The following is a 15,321-nucleotide window of genomic DNA, read 5'->3' on the forward strand; positions in this document are numbered from 1 at the left end:
AGAACCCGGAAAAACTTCAGAGTCCTTAAAGCCCCAAAACTCTTTACTGCATGATATACTGCAGAGCGTAAAGATATATCACACTTGCCGGAATGGCAAGCAATGAAGAATCAAAGCGGTCAAGCATTCCTCCATGTCCCGGAAGGATATTGCCGGAATCCTTAATGCCTATCGTGCGCTTGATGAGTGACTCCACCAAGTCGCCCCATGTGCCGAAAACCGCGACAACAATGCCAAGGCCTATCCATTTCGCAATATGCGATGACAGCGGCATCGGGTCAACGTATGATGCCGGTATATAGGAGAAATACCCAACGAGAGCCGCTGCTATAATGACGAATACTCCTCCACCGATGCTGCCTTCCCATGACTTTGCCGGAGAGATGCGCGGGAACAGCTTGTGTTTTCCGAACAGTGACCCCGAGCAATAGGCTCCGGTGTCGTTCACCCACAAGAAGACAAACACGCTCAATGGCAAGAGGTACTGATACTCCACGTATCCGTCAACATTCTGAAAGGCAAGTACATTGATTGTGGAGAATGGCAATGCAATGTACATCTGCCCCATCATTGTGTACGCCCAGTCAGCCAACGGATTTGGATTGCCTGTGTACAGTTCGCTGACAAGCAGATAAATGATTGTCAGAAGATAAGGTATGAACACCTCCGCCGTGGACATTCCGCTGACAAAAGCGGAAGTCGCAAGGAAGAGGAACACACCTGCTGCGGTGGAGATGAACCGATTGACGGAGACATTCTCCACATTGTCATTGACAAGCCCCGTATATTCCCAGACAGACATTCCCGTTATCAGGGTGAACAGGAACACCATCGATGTAGGCTTTAGAAAGCAAGTGACAAGGGCGGCTACAAAGAAGACACCCGTTATGGCCCTCACTATCAGATTTTTCTGTTTTTCACTCATAGCATTAAGGTTATTTATACGCATCACGCGTCCTTTGGAGTTGTGTCTGTAATCACGTCATCTGCCTGTGGATTGCTTTCAAGGGCAGGAGCAGAAGTGTCAGCAGTTTCAGCCTCATCATCAGAAGAGAGCAACTCTTCTGAGCGTGAAGCCCACTGTCGTTTGCCAAAGATGCGCTCAACATCCTCTGCAAAAATAACCTCCCTGTCTATCAGCAACTGTGCCAAGGCATTATGCCCCTCACTGTATTTCTCCAACAGTTTCTTTGCACGGGCATACTGTTCACCAATCATCTTCTGCACCTCCTCGTCTATAAGTCGTGCGGTTGTGTCAGAATATGGCTTGGAGAATGAGTACTGCTCCTGATTATAGTAGCACAGATTAGGCAGGGCGTCGCTCATACCTGCATACGCCACCATAGAATATGCTGCCTTTGTGGAACGCTCAAGGTCATTCATCGCACCGGTAGAGATTCTTCCAAGGAACACATCCTCTGCCGCACGGCCGCCAAGAAGTGCACAGATTTCGTCCAGCATAGCCTCCTTTGTCGTTATCTGACGTTCCTCAGGGAGATACCATGCAGCACCGAGAGCCCTTCCGCGCGGTACGATTGTAACCTTGACAAGTGGGTTTGCATACTGGCAGAACCAGCTGATTGTGGCATGGCCTGCCTCATGGTAGGCGATGGCCTTCTTCTCTTCCGCAGTCATAACCTTGGTCTTTTTCTCCAGACCACCGATGATACGGTCGACGGCAGCAAGGAAATCCTGCTGTGTGACAGCCTTCTTGTCAGCACGGGCAGCTATCAGGGCAGCCTCATTGCAGACATTTGCGATGTCCGCACCCGAGAATCCCGGTGTCTGACGGGCAAGAAGCTCAATGTCAAGGTCTTTGTCTATCTTGACAGGGCGCAAGTGAACCTTGAAGATTGCCTTACGCTCGTTGAGGTCAGGCAACTCGACATGAATCTCACGGTCAAAGCGTCCGGCACGCAAAAGTGCCTTGTCAAGCATGTCGACACGGTTTGTCGCTGCAAGAATTATCACACCGGAGTTTGTACCAAAGCCATCCATCTCGGTTAGAAGGGCATTGAGGGTGTTCTCACGCTCATCGTTTCCGCCCATTCCAGGATGATTGGAACGTGCACGCCCGACAGCGTCAATCTCATCAATGAAGATGATGCTTGGGGCCTTTGCCTTTGCCTTGTTGAACAAATCGCGCACTCGGGATGCACCGACACCCACGAACATCTCCACAAAGTCAGAACCTGACATTGAGAAGAATGGCACTCCGGCCTCTCCGGCAACAGCCTTGGCAAGGAGAGTCTTGCCTGTTCCCGGAGGTCCCACAAGCAATGCACCCTTAGGAATCTTGCCTCCGAGGTCGGTGTATTTCTTAGGATTCTTCAGGAACTCAACGATTTCCTGCACCTCCTGCTTGGCACCCTCCTGACCTGCAACATCCTTGAATGTTATGTCATGAGGGTTGTCCTTTCCGTACTCCTGCGCCTTGCTCTTGCCGACATTGAAGATACTGCTTCCGCCGGCAGAGCCTCCCCCACCGAAACCGCCACTCATGCGGCGGATGATGAATATCCATATCGCAATGAAGAATATTGTCGGAGCCAATGAGAGGAGCACATCAAGAAAACCATTGTGGCTAACCTCATATTCAAGGTTGCCGTTGAAATGCTTCTGTGCCTGCTGAGCATCAAGGAATTTCTCCACCTGGTCAACGGAACCGAAGTTCACATTCACATAAGGATTGACACCCACCTGCTTGGCGCCGGCATGGAACACCTGACGGACATGCTCCGCCTTAACATACATTTTCAGTGAAGACTCACTCTTGTTAACAACAACCTTGGAGGCATAACCGTGGCTTACAAACTGCTTGAAGTCACTGTATGACGCTTCCGTGGAAGACTGTTTCCCTATATTTCCACCACCGGTGAAAAAGATATAGGCAAGTATGACGATGATAATCGCATACAGCCAATTTAGATTAAACCGAGGCATTTTCGGACCTTTAGGCATATTGTCCGGTCCGAAGCCCCCTGCTGGTGATTTTGCCATAGTCGAACTTTGTCCGAAATAGTTTTTTCTTTTTTAATAATATAATGTGTATTGCTTCAGTAAACGCCATGAAACACATGTCATTCATGGCACTGCATAAAAAGCAGCCTTGGATTAATCCACATCAGGAATCACTTCCGACGGAGCGTCAGCCCACAAGTGCTCCAAATCATAATGCTCGCGTGTCTCAGGCACAAATATGTGAACCATGATGTCAACATAGTCCATCGCCACCCAGACACAGTTCTCCAGTCCGGCAGTCTTTATCGGCTTCTCTTTCAGGTCCACACGCATCTTCTCCTCTATGTTGTCGGAAATAGCCTCAACCTGTGAAGGAGAACCGCCCTCACAGACAACAAATGCCTTTGTTATGCAGCCGTCAATCTCCGAAAGGTCTATCACTGTTATTCCACGGCCCTTTTTGTCCTGTATAGCCCCAACTGCTTTGTCTACTAATGTCTTTATTTCTTCTGTCATATTTGCTTATTTATAATATGTGATTTCTTTGCCTGCAAAGGTACACTATTTCTATTGAATAAGCACCGTAGAAGCTCTTTTTTTGTGTTTTTTTATGTAATATCGAAGAAAATCGCATGTTTTTCAAAAAAAATCCGCAAAAAATTTGGTGGTTTCAAAAAAACTCCGTACCTTTGCACTCGCAATTGAGAAACACAGTTGCAGTGCTAAGAGAAGCACACAAAATTGGGGTATGGTGTAATGGTAACACTGCAGATTCTGGTCCTGCCTTTTCTGGTTCGAGTCCGGATACCCCAACAAAGAAAAACCGAGATTCTTTTGAATCTCGGTTTTTCTTTTTCTACACCTACCCCCTATAGTATTCCAAACCAGGGAACACATATCACAACAGATACTTCCATACGACATTTCACAATTTAGCCACATTTCTTTAGACTATACAAAAAAAAGGAATGCTTAAAACCAAATGATTTATGGTTTTAAGCATTCCTTTTGGTGATCCGAGCGGGCCTTGTGAGAGTGGTGTTATCTTGTTGATTTTCAATTTGTTGGTTGATATAATTGAGAAGCAATGTACCACGGTTTGTACCACATTTTCCGCTCTATTTTGGAGGGCAAAATTGCCCTGATTTATCACTACCTGCGAGAGCATCACAAAATTAACACTTATTATCCGAATATTTGCCAAATAAACAATATTTAACTATTAAAAATTGTGGTTCTCATACTTGAACGCCTGTTTTCGGGCAAAAGTTCGGTGCTGTGGACGGGTGTCCGGGAGCCTCAAAAAAGGTGGCGAAAAAGGTGGCGCACACTGACCGAAAAAGTGGCGGAAAAGGTGTCTGTAAAAGTGTCCCCAAAGGTGTCCCCATAAGTGTCCGAAAGAGTGTCCCCAAGAGTGTATGTAAGTGTGTCTGTATCAGTGGCGGTAAATGTGTCGGAACGGGTGTCTGAAATGGTGGCGGCAGAAGTGGCGGATAAGGTGTCGGTCAAGGTGACGGCAAAGGTGGCGCATATCAGCCGAAATCCGTACTGTTTTTCCCACTTGCTTCCCAGTCTGAAAAATCCCACCGCAGGGAGAAGATTATGCCTGCCCTCCTGATTTTCTCCCTTAAAGAAAATTTCACGGAGCAGTCCTGTGTCGATACCGTCTCCACAACGACCGTAATCCTCTCCAGCCGAGCAGAAGCAGCCAACAAATCATACGCCATACCAAAGACACAATCCGGCAGGCAAGACGTATAATCATTACAAGCGACCATCGGATAAAGCGGAGCAATAATCCTGCGACTATCGCAACGGGCAATAGATATATCATCAATAGAAGTGCGAACATGGTGAGAGATATTATGATGTTCAGATAGTCTGATAATGCCATTTCAACATCATCAAACTATCGCCCGAAGTAATGCTCCGAGTATGTAAATATACTAAATTTCAATGACTTATGCAAATTTTCAAGCCATTATTTTAGTACATATTCATCTGATTTTCACATCATTTCATGCTCTGATACAAGCCATATCACTGTATATGATAATGTGATTGTCGTGACAGCAACAGCAGTCACTATCCGATAACGACAGTATGTGATAATAAGAGTGTATGATACATAGGGCAAATCATTATTCTTTGATTGAGTACCGATGTTCCAAGTTGTCAGATAAAAAGATTATGTTCGGAATTTGTGCGCGGTCAACCGAAGTGAGCTAACTTCGCCGCGCGAAGCGAGGTCGGGAGTGCATCAGGGCACTCGTGCCAAAGGTGCAGAATTTGTTAAGCAAGTTGTACTTTTCCCCGGATAAAACGGAGTTTTACCGAAGAAAAGTAACTTGCCACCCTGTCGGGCGGAGAAAATCAGCTCGCAACTCGCCGATTTTTAATCACTGGAAAATATGGAAAAGAGAACCAACAGAATAGAGATTCTATTTACCGACACCGAACTTGAACGGCTCAAAGTCCGCTCAAAGGAATTCAGGAGCATAAGCTCGTATATCCGTGCCGCACTTGTGGAGTTTTCCGACAAGGACGCGAAAGACCGTATGCAAGCCGTGGAAGAGATGGCCTCGCTCTGCCGGAGATTCAAGGACGAACTTGGCTGGGCCGGCGGCAATCTCAACCAGGCAATGAAACGCGCCAACGAACTTTCCGTAGCCGGATTGTTGAGCGAGACATATTATAAAGAGGTACTGATACCTTCCATAGATGGCTTGAAGAAGACTATGGATAAAATCATAGCCGAACACTCCGATGTAGTAAGCAAGATAATACGCAGTGTACTGAAGAACGGATAATCCGAACATCTGATGCAACTATAACCGAATTATCATATAGCCCCGGTTCCTTATACTCATATAATCCCAAACCGTGATTTTATCTTAATCATATATTCACATGATAGCGACAATACTTCCTTCAAGCACCTGCTTCCATGCAGTCGGATATAATGAACGCAAGGTAGCCAAAGGCTCGGCACATCTGCTGGAAATGAAAAATTTTGATGCGGTCGAAATGTTGGGACACCATACCCCCGACGACCTCGTCGCCTATCTTGAAAATTACTCTTCCAAAAATCCGAGAATCAAGAAAGCGCAGTTCCACATGGCGTTTTCATGCCGGGGACACGAAAAGACGGAACAGGAACTTCTGGACTTCGCCCATGAATATCTCCGGGAGATGGGATATGGAGAAGAAGGACAGCCCCTGCTGGTTTACGGACATACCGATACTGACAACACACATATACATATAATAACATCGCGTGTGGCACCGGACGGTCGCAAGATAGACCATAACCATGAACGGGTAAGGTCGCAACGTGTGGTCGAGCGGTTGCTTGGAAACGACATTAACGAGAAAGCACACAGGGATATGGAAGAAGCCTTGTCTTATAAATTCGCATCCATCACACAGTTCAAGGCTCTTATGAACTCGCTCGGTTATGAGTGTTACGACAATGAGGGAGTGGTATCCATAAAACGTGGCGGTGCCGTGTGTCTTAAAATACCGCTGGAGGAAATCAGCTCACATTACCGTTCAACGACATTCGACCGCCAGCGCAGGAGACAGCTCCGCGCCATATTCGCCAAATACCGAGACCTGACCGCCAACAAGAAAGAACTCGCCGATGAACTGAAAAGGAAATTCGGTATCGAGCTTGTGTTTTTCGGAAAGAAAGATTCTCCATACGGCTATATGATAATCGACCATAACAAGAAAGCTGTCATCAACGGAGGCAAGATATATCCGATAAAGGAGCTGCTGGATTTTGCGACACCTGATGAACGGTTCGCAAGAATAGACTCACAAATCGACGCCCAGTTAGCAAATGATCCAAAAATCACCATCGGCGAGCTTAACGACATACTGAGCCGCCAGTACAAAGCCTATGTGAAACAAGGGCAGATATGGCGAGGCAGAGACAGCCGTCCTCTCCGTTCCCATATGTGGGAGGCTCTGAGACGCAACAACCGTATTCAATGGGTGGAGTCATTCGCTCCGGCAACGGAAGCGGAGCGGGACTTTCTCTGTTCGATCGGAAAGGTGACTGTGCCCCACATGGTGGAAATCAACGGGACAAGGACAACACAATACAATAATCGGCTGTCAGATCTGAGAAGCATATTTGACAGCAGCACAGGTTATATACACCGTCAGACACTCCGCAGTGCAGGATTTACAATCCGGGATATTGAGGGAGAAATGTATGCCTTTGACATGAAAGCCCGCGTCCTTATAAATCTTGAAAACGAGGGCTTCGATATAAGACGGCTCCAGTTTGTCAAGAATCCCGTCGAGGACAAAAAACAAAACGCGGCCGTCAGACGAAAGCCCGGTTCCGGAATAAGGAAGCCGCATGACGTGGAGTCAGGTCAAGGCCAGAACAGGGAATGGGAAGTAGGCTACAAAGGGGACTATGACAGGATAGATGATGAGTCCTCGATAAAACGATAGGTAATTCCGTGACTTTTATCCGATGGCCTTTTTACCGCCATTTTAATTAGAAACGTCATTTGGAGTCTGTTAATGTAATCTTTCTTGGGGTTATGTCAGGAATATGTATTAATTTTGAGCAGTGAAAGAAGTTTTCTACATATCGGCTTTGATAATTGCAATCATTGGGGCTATTATTATAGTCCGATGGTTTGCTCGTTTCATATCAAGACGGTTAAATCCCTGGCTTTCTACATTACTAACTCTTATTGTTACCGGTTTGCTAATTATATTTTTGATAATGTGCATTTTCACTGTCAGCATGAGCTTGGGGCCAACAAATCCAAATATCTTATAGCCGAGTTTTGTTGATATTAAACCGTAGCAGTAGAATATACATAGGTCGCTTATGTAGCAAAATACATAACCTAAACTCCTAATTTGCCGCGAGTATATGACTGCCACAAAAGCATTATATCGCTGACTTCTGCATAATTATTATGTTGAATTAATTTACATATGTGAGTAGCTGAGGAAATTATAGGTGAATACCATTCTTTGTTATCATCGTCATTTAGCGTAATGAGAGTAGTTAAGAATGGGATAGCTTGAGCATATTCATTTAGGACAAGATACGAATAGGCAAATAATTCAGTCCGTGCAACCGAACTACCATAAAAACGGATTTGACAATTCAATACGGCATTGACAACATCAATTATTGAATTTAGATGAGATAGCTTATCATTATACACCCGGCAAATTTCATCTAAAGAAGTATCTATCTCGGTATATTCCCATTCTCCAATCACATCACCCAAAGAAAGATCTATATAATCAAATTTTATGTATAATGGTTGAATGAAATATCTAATAGAAAATGTATTAGATTGGAAACGATTTGGTTCTACACAAAACCCCGCTACCATCAAAAAATTATTATGATTGAGGAATTTATAAGCAATTTGTTTATGATGATGTAAAGATAGCTTATTTGCTATCTTTAATGCCACATTTGAAATCCGAGAATTACGCATATTACTTGGTCTTGAGTGCAAATATAGTAATAATTCTGGTATATATCTTCTTCCATATCAAGCAATTTTCAGTGGTTACCCTTAATAGAAAGAGGAAAGGCATCCTATGCAATCACTATTTCCTGAGAATGGGGTATGAACTCCTTGCCGACTATGCTACTATAATGTGCTTACGGCTTGCGCTTCTCGTTTGAGCTATTATCAAGAAAACATCAGTCGTCTTATAAAACTAATGGCTTTCCCGTGACTTCTATCCGGTGACAATGTGTGCGTGATAGCCACTATATTACACGCTCAGATAGCCATTTCAACACAATATCGCATTATCCGATGATGAAAACTGTTCGGAATTTCGGGTTTAGCAATCGGCCCATGATAATTTTGCTCAAAAACCAACCGACAGTTTCTATCAATGGAATCAACCTGTATAATCACATTCGCCAATCAGAAAGGCGGAGTCGGCAAGACAACGCTGTGCGCCCTTTTCGCAAGCTACCTTGTGTCAAGGGGGCACAGCGTGACCGTGTTCGACACCGATCCGCAGCAGTCCATCGTCAAGAAACGCACAGCGGACACCGCCACCTATGCAGGAGTGCCGCTGCCTTATAACATATATCCTTTCAGCATGAGCAACGAGCCGGCTCTTATCGCGCTGATCGAGAACCTGCACAACTCAGCCGCCGTGGACTTCGCTCTGTTTGACTCGGCAGGCAGTCTCAACGACCAGGCGTTGCTGGCACTTTTCGCCAATACGGATTATTTGCTGACTCCGTTCCACTATGACAATCTGACCGTACCCTCCACCGCTATATTTGTCGCCATGATAGTCGAATTGAGACGAAGCATCGGAAATGCCATGAAAACGGTACACTATGTAATACCCAATCTTGAAGAACAGGGTGTCGGCACCAAAGAGGAAAAGGAGTTATGGAAGCTCGTGAACAAGAAGCTGAGCGAACACGTGCGTATAGCACCGACCGTTTATAAACGCCAGACACTACGCCGTTTCAGCACAATCTCCGGCATGGACGACCAGATGCTCGTAGTTTCACCGGCCTTCGACCATATTTACAATGACATATTCGGCATACCAAATACAGAAGAAGAATGAACCAGGACACCCCATACCCCAAACTGAACGACCTGCTCGGAGGACTCGGCAACCTTGTTCCCGGAGCGGAGACCATGCCACCGGCACCGGAACAGCATACCGTTCCCGAACCTGAGCCGTCGCCCGACAATGACGATGACTGGGAGCTTTTCAGAAAGAACCTTGCCCTGTATAATTTCAGGGAGAAAAAAGATGACCGCATGATATGCAAGCTCGACCGCGACCTTGCGGACTCCCTCGATGCCTGCGACATCGACCGCAAATGCCGCTCCGATATTGTGAACGCAATAGTCAGGACTTTTGTAAACCGGTATCTTGACAGGCTTCGGCAATTCAGGAAAAACAACAGGTCATTACTCGGCAACACATAAAAACTTACTGGATATGAGAACAATCAAATGGTCTTATGATATGCTCCGCACACTGCGTGAGATGTATCCGCACGACACGAATACACGGATAGCAGCAGCTATCGGTGTGGGTACGAGGTGTGTGGTGGCGAAAGCAGCCGAACTCGGACTTGAAAAGGAACGTGACATCAGACGCAAGGAAGCTGAGAGAATCCTGATGGAGAATTACCGCACTCATTCCCAGTCCGAACTGTCACGCCTGACAGGATTGAGTCTCCGCACCGTCAAACGCATGGCCGGACGTTTGGGACTGAAACGCGATGCCGATGATGCCTCACGGTTCATTTCCTCCAGACGCAAGGAAATAATACGTCGTGAGAGACTGCGCCTGAGGATAGGACTTGCCCCGATAACCAATGTCAAGGTCACAGGCAACCGCCGACGAGCCATCTTACGCAACCGGCTCAAACAATACGGATATGTGGTCATGCGAGGCAATGACACCGTATTTTTCAGTCCTGACATGGCACGCTGTTCAAGACACGAGGACAGAGGCGCATCCCTCGGCCTTACTTTTCTCCCCTTGCCGCAACAACAATCATTCACAACAAAAATAATCTGATAATCATGTTCGGAACTATTTTTACCTGCCTGACAGCCGTACTCATATTATATTATGCAGTCCTTGTCTGTATGGATCTTTTCATAAAGCCTACGGGAGCCGCCGATGAATCCGGCACACCCGATGAAGCTGAGATCGACATATCCGATGAAGCAAACTCATTCAAGGCAATCGAAATCAAGCGCGGTCAACAGAGTGCCAAGAAGCCGGTCAAGGCTCCGGCCGAGAAACCGACCCTCTCCAAGCCGCTGATGACAAATTATCTTCCGGTTGAACAGCTTGCAAGAAAAGCCCGCAACATAACCAGTTCTGAAGATGCCTCCCTCGCCGGCCTCGGAGAAATCATCATCAAATGTGAATCCGCTGCTTGACATCAACTGACTTGCCGCTAACCATATTCGTATAACCCGATACCTCTCTCTCCAACCGATGCCTTTATTGAACTAAGTTGTCTTTACTGCCCGACACTGCCTTTAACGCCCTGCATTGCCTTTAACGCCCGATAACCTTTTCAAGAACTTATCAATCAGCGTATATGCAGAAAATCAAATCAAAGTGTCAGCGTGCTATCTCACGCCTCGGCAACTCAGCCTTCGCCCGTAAGGGTATGCTTGCTATGGGCGCGGTGATGCTCACCGTGTCCGACATGATGGCCGCCAGCAAGGGTGCGGCAGGCTTCACCAAAGCCACACAGGAGGTAAGCTCCTACCAGACCCCTGTCTCCAATCTCATGAAGGCGATCGCCGCAGTGATTGTCCTCGTGGGTGCCTTCAACGTCTATTTCAAGATGCAGAACGGCGACCAGGATGTCAAGAAGACCATCATGCTCACCATCGGCGGCTGTATCGCCTTCATCGCACTGAGCGAGGCTCTTCCGCTCTTCTTCAAGTAAGCAACCGCAGATCCATACAGTCATGGCGATATACAACGACGGCTATCCGGTTTACAAAGGGTTACAGAAACCATTGGAGTTCATGGGAATACGCGGACGTTTCCTGACATTGGCGGCTGCCGCCATAGGAGTGTCCTTCGTGGGGTTCATAGTGTTCTCCATAGCATTGGGAAAGCTCGCGGGGTTTATCGCCATGCTTGTAATGGCCGCCGCAGGGCTGGTGACAATATATGTCAAGCAGCGCGGCGGACTGCACAACAAGCGGAAAGACCGTGGAATCTTTATCTATCACAATTTATTCAAGCACTGAATGGCAAAGGAAAACAAAAAAGTCTTCGACGGGATATACGCCCAGTTGGAGGAAACGGACGGTAATGTGGTGCTGTTCGACGCAAAGGGGGCCCCCTCTGTCATTTTTGAAATGACAAACCCTGTTCTCCGGCTGTGTACCGACTCGGAGCGGTACATGGTATTTCAGGACGTGCTGGCTAACATCGTCCAGACGCTCGGCGAGGGCTATGCCTTGCAGAAGCAGGACATATTCTGCCGCCAGCGTTACCACCGCGACGTGCCCGAAGACGCCGAGTTCCTGACCCGGAGTTATTTCAATTACTTCGAGGGCCGTGAGTTCACTGAAATCACAACCTATCTGATAGTGACACAGGAGGCGCAGCGCGGACAGTTCGTGCAATACGACCCCAAGAAATGGCTCGACTTCCATTCAAAGGTCGCCAAAGTTGACGACATCCTTACCGAGAAAGGGATAAGCCACCGCAAGCTGACAAAGCCGGAGGTCAACGAGTACCTGCACCGCTTCATGGCGTTCCATTTCCAGCACGGCCCATTCTCCATGACAAATTTCAAGGCTTCCGACGAATACCTGCGGACAGGCAGCCGCATTATCCGCTCATATCCCCTTGTGGATATTGACGAAATAAATCTCCCCTCGGTAGTGAAGCCATATACCGAGATGAGTGTCAACGGTTATCCCGTGGCTACCGATGTGTTCTCATTTCTTGCCGAAGTGCCCCACGCCGACTGTGTGGTGTTCAATCAGGTGGTGCAGATACCGGGACAGCGGAAGCTGCTCAGAAAACTGCAAGGTAAGGCGAAACGTCACGGCTCCATGCCCGATCCGAGCAACAAGATAGCGAAAGCCGACATTGAGGAAGTTCTCAACATCCTCGCCGTTGACTCTTCCCTTCTTGTCAACACCAATTTCAACATCATCGTGAGCTGTCCTCCCGACAAGGTTACACCGGTCACATCGTTTCTTGAGACCAAACTCTACGAGTGCGGCATAATGCCGTCACGAACAGCCTACAACCAGCTGGAACTGTTCATCAACTCCTTTCCGGGCTGTGCCTACGGCTTCAATCCCGACTATGACCTGTTCCTCACACTGTCGGACTCGGCACTGTGCCTTTTCTTCAAGGAACACCTCAAAGGGTGCGAGGACACGCCTCTCACCACATTCTACACCGACCGTCAGGGACTCCCGGTGTGCATAGACATAACCGGCAAGGAGGGCAAGGTGAAGATGACCGACAACGCCAACTTCTTCTGCATCGGGCCAAGCGGCAGCGGCAAATCCTTCCACATGAACAGTGTGGTAAGGCAGCTGTTGGAGCAGAACACCGATGTCGTGATGGTCGATACCGGCGACTCCTACGAGGGTATTTGCGGCTATTTCGGCGGCACATATATCTCATACTCAAAGGAGAAGCCTATCTCGATGAACCCGTTTAAGGTGACACGCGAGGAATATGAGCAGAACTTCGGGGAGAAGAAGAATTTTCTCAAATCGCTGATATTCCTGATTTTCAAAGGCAACGAGGCTCCTTCAAAAATTGAGGATATGCTTGTCAACCAGGCCATAGTGGAATATTACGAGGCATATTTCAATCCGTTCACCTCATTTTCCGACACGGAGCGCGAGGGCTTGCGCCAGAAATTGCTTGTGGCAGCCAAGATGGAGGACGACTACGAGAAGTTCGCCACCGATATGCGTGACATCGAGGAACAGATAAACGCCCCTGAACCGGAGACCAAGACAACCGTCCGCGCCCTCATACTCCCTTCGGAGGAACGGCGCAACAAGATTATCCGCCAGTGCCGGGCACTGAGGGCCATGATTGTTGACCGTGCCACTACCGAGGCGGAGAAAGAGAAAGCTGCCTCAAAGATTGAGGTATATAAGAAAGAGCTGCACGAGACCTCGATGCTGATGAAGATTGACAAGCAGATAGACCACATGGAGGAGCAGAAACGCCGCCTCAAAGTGCCGTCGCTCTCCTTCAACACCTACTACGAGTTCGCCCTTGAACGGATACCGCAGATCACATCGCTGGAGAAGATACATTTCGACATACGAGACTTTGCCGCTATCCTCAAACAGTTCTACCGTGGTGGAGAGCTGGAGGTGACGCTCAACTCCGACCTTGACACCAATCTTTTTGACGAGCGTTTCATTGTCTTTGAAATCGACAAGATTAAGGATGACCCCGTGCTTTTCCCGATCATAGTGCTGATAATCATGGACGTGTTTCTCCAGAAAATGCGTATCAAGAAAGGACGCAAGGCCCTGATAATCGAGGAGGCATGGAAAGCGATAGCCTCGCCCACTATGGCGGAGTACATAAAGTTCCTGTATAAGACCGTCCGCAAGTTCCACGGCATAGTCGGTGTGGTGACACAGGAGCTTAACGATGTAATTGATTCTCCCATCGTAAAGGAGGCGATAATCAACAACTCCGATGTGAAGATATTGCTCGACCAGTCGAAGTTCAAGGACAGGTACAACGACATAGCGGCCATACTCGGACTGACACCTATTCAGAAGCAGCAGATATTCACAGTCAACGCCCTCAATAACAAGGAGGGACGCAACTACTTCAAAGAGGTGTGGATATGCCGCGGCCAGAACTCCGATGTCTATGGCGTCGAGGAGCCGCCGGAGTGTTACTGGGCCTACACCACCGAGCGGGCCGAGAAAGAGGCTCTGAAAATATATCTCCGTCATTACGGCACCATGCAGGAGGCGATAACCAATATCGAGGCCGACCGCAAGAGAGCCGGAATATCCAAATATCTTGATTTTGCCCGTAAGGTCAACCAACAACAGAAAGTAATGTCGCTATGGTAAATCCAAAATATAATTCACAATACGTCATGCGTAATATCATGCTGATTATCTGCGTGGCATGCTTTTTCGGCACTGCCTCGGCATGGAAAGTGGTGATTGACCCGTACTGTCTGAAAGCGGTGACAACCAATCTCGCATCGCAGAAAGCCATCGAGGATCAGCACAACAAGAGACTCGACTCCATATCCGCCAAGCAGAACAAGCTGGAGCAATACACCGTGAGCATGGCGACCATCACCGAACTCTACAAGGTGACTATGGAGAATATCTCAGGCTTCGGCACCGAGAGCAAATATTATGTGGAGATAGGACTGTGCGCCTTCGACATAGTCAAGAGCGTGCCGGAGTTGGTAAAGACGGTGAGCAAGGCCAAGTTCACAAACAAGGCACTATGCCTTAACGAACTCGGCAACCTCACAGCCCAGACGCAGCAGCTTGTGGCCGACTTCATCAACATAGTCAACAACGGCAAGGTTCAGAATCCCCTCAAAGGCCAGGCTACCGCCGCGACCAAGAGCGACGGATACAATTTCCTTGACCGCTACGACCGGCTGACGGTAGCCAACAGGATATACACCGACCTTCTCGAAATCCGCTACAAGGTTCAGGCTATGATGGCTATGGCTCAGTACGCCACAAAAGATGACCTGTTTTTTGCAATAGACCCTGAGGGCTGGGCCAACATGAAAGTCATGCAGAATCAGGTAGGTATGCTGATACTCAACTGGAACGGACTGCGGATTATAAAATGACG

Annotated in this window: 14 protein-coding genes and 1 tRNA gene; 11 read left to right on the plus strand and 4 right to left on the minus strand. The window is 47.7% G+C overall.

Annotation, left to right across the window (positions count from 1 at the left end; genetic code table 11):
• Nucleotides 1–43: 43 nt before the first annotated feature.
• The 3 genes from HPS57_RS03050 to rsfS form a co-directional block, all read right to left on the minus strand.
• Nucleotides 44–925 (minus strand): phosphatidate cytidylyltransferase, encoded by an 882-nt coding sequence (locus HPS57_RS03050; protein ID WP_172180093.1) that lies wholly within the window; start codon nucleotides 923–925, stop codon nucleotides 44–46.
• 23 nt (nucleotides 926–948) lie between these two features.
• Nucleotides 949–3,000, minus strand: coding sequence for an ATP-dependent zinc metalloprotease FtsH (gene ftsH, locus HPS57_RS03055; protein ID WP_172180095.1), 2,052 nt, complete (start codon nucleotides 2,998–3,000; stop codon nucleotides 949–951).
• 114 nt (nucleotides 3,001–3,114) lie between these two features.
• The gene (gene rsfS / locus HPS57_RS03060; protein ID WP_172180097.1) at nucleotides 3,115–3,477 is read right to left on the minus strand and encodes a ribosome silencing factor; all 363 of its coding nucleotides are present in this window, start codon (nucleotides 3,475–3,477) and stop codon (nucleotides 3,115–3,117) included.
• A 226-nt stretch (nucleotides 3,478–3,703) separates the two neighbouring features.
• Between rsfS and HPS57_RS03065 the strand changes: the two genes are divergently transcribed.
• The 3 genes from HPS57_RS03065 (at nucleotide 3,704) to HPS57_RS03075 (ending at nucleotide 7,431) form a co-directional block, all read left to right on the plus strand.
• Nucleotides 3,704–3,774: transfer RNA gene (locus HPS57_RS03065), tRNA-Gln, on the plus strand.
• A gap of 1,598 nt (nucleotides 3,775–5,372) precedes the next feature.
• Nucleotides 5,373–5,771, plus strand: a complete 399-nt coding sequence (locus HPS57_RS03070; RefSeq protein WP_016277697.1) for a hypothetical protein — start codon at nucleotides 5,373–5,375, stop codon at nucleotides 5,769–5,771.
• Nucleotides 5,772–5,871: 100 nt separating this feature from the next.
• Nucleotides 5,872–7,431 (plus strand): relaxase/mobilization nuclease domain-containing protein, encoded by a 1,560-nt coding sequence (locus HPS57_RS03075; RefSeq protein ID WP_016277696.1) that lies wholly within the window; start codon nucleotides 5,872–5,874, stop codon nucleotides 7,429–7,431.
• 407 nt (nucleotides 7,432–7,838) lie between these two features.
• Here HPS57_RS03075 and HPS57_RS03080 read toward each other — a convergent pair whose 3' ends face one another.
• Nucleotides 7,839–8,423: a hypothetical protein gene (locus tag HPS57_RS03080; RefSeq protein ID WP_136410199.1), complete on the minus strand. Its 585-nt coding sequence runs from the start codon at nucleotides 8,421–8,423 to the stop codon at nucleotides 7,839–7,841.
• Nucleotides 8,424–8,859: 436 nt separating this feature from the next.
• Between HPS57_RS03080 and HPS57_RS03085 the strand changes: the two genes are divergently transcribed.
• From HPS57_RS03085 to HPS57_RS03120, 8 genes are all read left to right on the plus strand, one after another.
• Nucleotides 8,860–9,558, plus strand: a complete 699-nt coding sequence (locus tag HPS57_RS03085) for a ParA family protein (protein ID WP_016277694.1) — start codon at nucleotides 8,860–8,862, stop codon at nucleotides 9,556–9,558.
• On the plus strand, nucleotides 9,555–9,929 hold the full coding sequence (locus tag HPS57_RS03090; RefSeq protein WP_016277693.1) for a hypothetical protein: 375 nt from the start codon (nucleotides 9,555–9,557) through the stop codon (nucleotides 9,927–9,929). The genes HPS57_RS03085 and HPS57_RS03090 overlap by 4 nt, the downstream gene beginning before the upstream one ends.
• Before the next feature lie 13 nt (nucleotides 9,930–9,942).
• On the plus strand, nucleotides 9,943–10,530 hold the full coding sequence (locus HPS57_RS03095; RefSeq protein ID WP_016277692.1) for a hypothetical protein: 588 nt from the start codon (nucleotides 9,943–9,945) through the stop codon (nucleotides 10,528–10,530).
• A 5-nt stretch (nucleotides 10,531–10,535) separates the two neighbouring features.
• The gene (locus tag HPS57_RS03100) at nucleotides 10,536–10,901 is read left to right on the plus strand and encodes a hypothetical protein (RefSeq protein WP_016277691.1); all 366 of its coding nucleotides are present in this window, start codon (nucleotides 10,536–10,538) and stop codon (nucleotides 10,899–10,901) included.
• Between the two features lie 164 nt (nucleotides 10,902–11,065).
• Nucleotides 11,066–11,422, plus strand: coding sequence for a DUF4134 domain-containing protein (locus HPS57_RS03105; protein ID WP_016277690.1), 357 nt, complete (start codon nucleotides 11,066–11,068; stop codon nucleotides 11,420–11,422).
• A gap of 22 nt (nucleotides 11,423–11,444) precedes the next feature.
• On the plus strand, nucleotides 11,445–11,732 hold the full coding sequence (locus tag HPS57_RS03110; protein WP_032942047.1) for a DUF4133 domain-containing protein: 288 nt from the start codon (nucleotides 11,445–11,447) through the stop codon (nucleotides 11,730–11,732).
• On the plus strand, nucleotides 11,733–14,567 hold the full coding sequence (locus HPS57_RS03115; RefSeq protein ID WP_172180099.1) for a TraG family conjugative transposon ATPase: 2,835 nt from the start codon (nucleotides 11,733–11,735) through the stop codon (nucleotides 14,565–14,567).
• Nucleotides 14,568–14,605: 38 nt separating this feature from the next.
• Nucleotides 14,606–15,319 (plus strand): hypothetical protein, encoded by a 714-nt coding sequence (locus HPS57_RS03120; RefSeq protein ID WP_290430996.1) that lies wholly within the window; start codon nucleotides 14,606–14,608, stop codon nucleotides 15,317–15,319.
• Nucleotides 15,320–15,321 lie beyond the last annotated feature (2 nt).

This window comes from Palleniella intestinalis, assembly GCF_013166595.1.
GTDB classification, from domain to species: Bacteria; Bacteroidota; Bacteroidia; order Bacteroidales; family Bacteroidaceae; genus Prevotella; species Prevotella intestinalis.